The organism is Teichococcus aestuarii (assembly GCF_042651065.1).
Classification (GTDB): domain Bacteria; phylum Pseudomonadota; class Alphaproteobacteria; order Acetobacterales; family Acetobacteraceae; genus Pseudoroseomonas; species Pseudoroseomonas aestuarii.
The window spans coordinates 1-1,666 of record NZ_JBHSCH010000146.1; the positions used below are offsets into that span (position 1 = coordinate 1).

1 protein-coding gene and 1 pseudogene are annotated in these 1,666 nt (G+C 71.7%); one reads left to right on the top strand and one right to left on the bottom strand.

Annotated features, from left to right (window positions below):
* Positions 1-383 precede the first annotated feature (383 nt).
* Complete coding sequence (locus ACFOY6_RS24010) at positions 384-1,103, bottom strand: response regulator transcription factor (RefSeq protein ID WP_109518774.1); 720 nt, start codon at positions 1,101-1,103, stop codon at positions 384-386.
* A 281-nt stretch (positions 1,104-1,384) separates the two neighbouring features.
* Here ACFOY6_RS24010 and ACFOY6_RS24015 point away from each other — a divergent pair.
* Positions 1,385-1,666 (top strand): annotated as a pseudogene (locus ACFOY6_RS24015) (hypothetical protein); the annotation flags it as partial.

Below are 1,666 nucleotides of genomic sequence, written 5' to 3' on the forward strand. Positions count from 1 at the left end.
ACCTGGTGATCGCGATGGGGGTGGTGGACAATCTCGGCAAGGGCGCGGCCGGCCAGGCGGTGCAGAACGCGAACCTGATCTGCGGCCTGCCGGAAAGCGCGGGGCTGGAGGGGGCGCCTCTCTGGCCCTGAGGCAAGCGGGCCCCGGGGGCGCTGTCCGGCCCGCCTCCCGGGCCCCGCCCGGGGCGGGGACCGAAGCCGGGGCTCCGCCTGCGGCGGGCGGCGGAGCCCCGGCCCCCGCAGGACGGTCCGGCGGCCGCCCCTCGCAGCCGGGACGGAGCATCGGGCTCCGGCGGGGCCGCCCGGCGCAGACCAAGCGGCGGGCATGAAAAAAGCCGGGCAACGGGTGCCCGGCTTCGTTCGGTCGGCATGGCGGCCCTGCCCTCAGGCGGCGGCGGCGCGCCCGGCCTGGGGGTCGAGGCGGTAGCCGCCACCCTCGGTCAGCAGCAGGGCGGCGTTGGCCGGGTCCGGCTCGATCTTCTGCCGCAGGCGGTAGATGTGCGTCTCCAGCGTGTGCGTGGTGACGGCGGCGTTGTAGCCCCACACCTCGTTCAGCAGGATCTGCCGCGCCACCGGCCGGCCGCCGGCCCGGTAGAGGAACTTCAGGATCGCGGCTTCCTTCTCGGTCAGCCGGATCTTGCGGTTCTTCACCGGCTCCATGAGCATCTTCGCCGAGGGGCGGAAGGTGTAGGGGCCGATGACGAAGACCGCGTCCTCCGAATTGTCGAAGACGCGGAGCTGGGCGCGCAGCCGCGCCAGCAGCTCGCCCACGCGGAAGGGCTTGGCGATGTAGTCGTTGGCGCCGGAATCGAGCCCCCGCACCACATCCTGCTCGCCATCCGCGCCGGTCAGCATGATGATGGGGATCTTCACCCCCTCCTGCCGCAGGCGTGCGCAGAGCTCGCGGCCGTCGCCATCGGGCAGGCCGATGTCGAGCAGCACGGCGTCGCACCGCGAATCGGGCGAGAGCAGCTGTGTCGCCGCCTCGTTCGCCGTGGCGGCTTCCAGAGGCGCGAATTCACCATCCAACGCCAATTGCTCGGACAACGTCGCGCGCAGCGCGTCATCGTCGTCCACGATCAGGATCGGCCGCGGGCCGGTCATGCGCTCTCCCGACTTAGCCTATTGCAAAACATGGCTTCTACCTCCCGGAGTTAGCCGGGCAGCCGGAAGGCCACCAAGCCCTATCCTGACCGTGATGGCCTCACAGGGCAAGACCCACCACCGCGATACGATCATGGGATTCATTTTTCACCACTTTTCTGGGTGGGGTGGCAAGCTGGAACCAAGCGCCACATTGGGGATAACGGAAGACACACCCCATGTGCATGGCTCCCGTGAGAGGCGGAGCGGCACGGGGGCGAGCGGCACACGGAAGGCATCGGATGACCAGCACTGGAAATGTCGCGCCGGATCTGCGGCATGAGGCGGAACTCGGCGCGATCGTGCCGGATGCCGTGGCACTGGCCCTGCGGGCGGTGCATCGCGCGGCCAGCGAGCTGCGGCGCGGCACGCCGGTCCTGATCACCGAGGCCGGGGCCACGGCCGGGGGGCCGCGCGGCGCGCCGCTGGTGGTGGCCGCCGCCGAGACCGTGGGCGCGCGCGGCCTGGCCGAGATCGCCGCCGCCGCGCTTTCGCCGCCCCTGCTGCTGCTGGCGCCGGTGCGG

Coding starts and splice junctions, on each gene's coding strand:
- ACFOY6_RS24010 (WP_109518774.1), bottom strand. CDS start 1,103: ATGACCGGCCCGCGGCCGATCCTGATCGTGGACGACGATGACGCGCTG.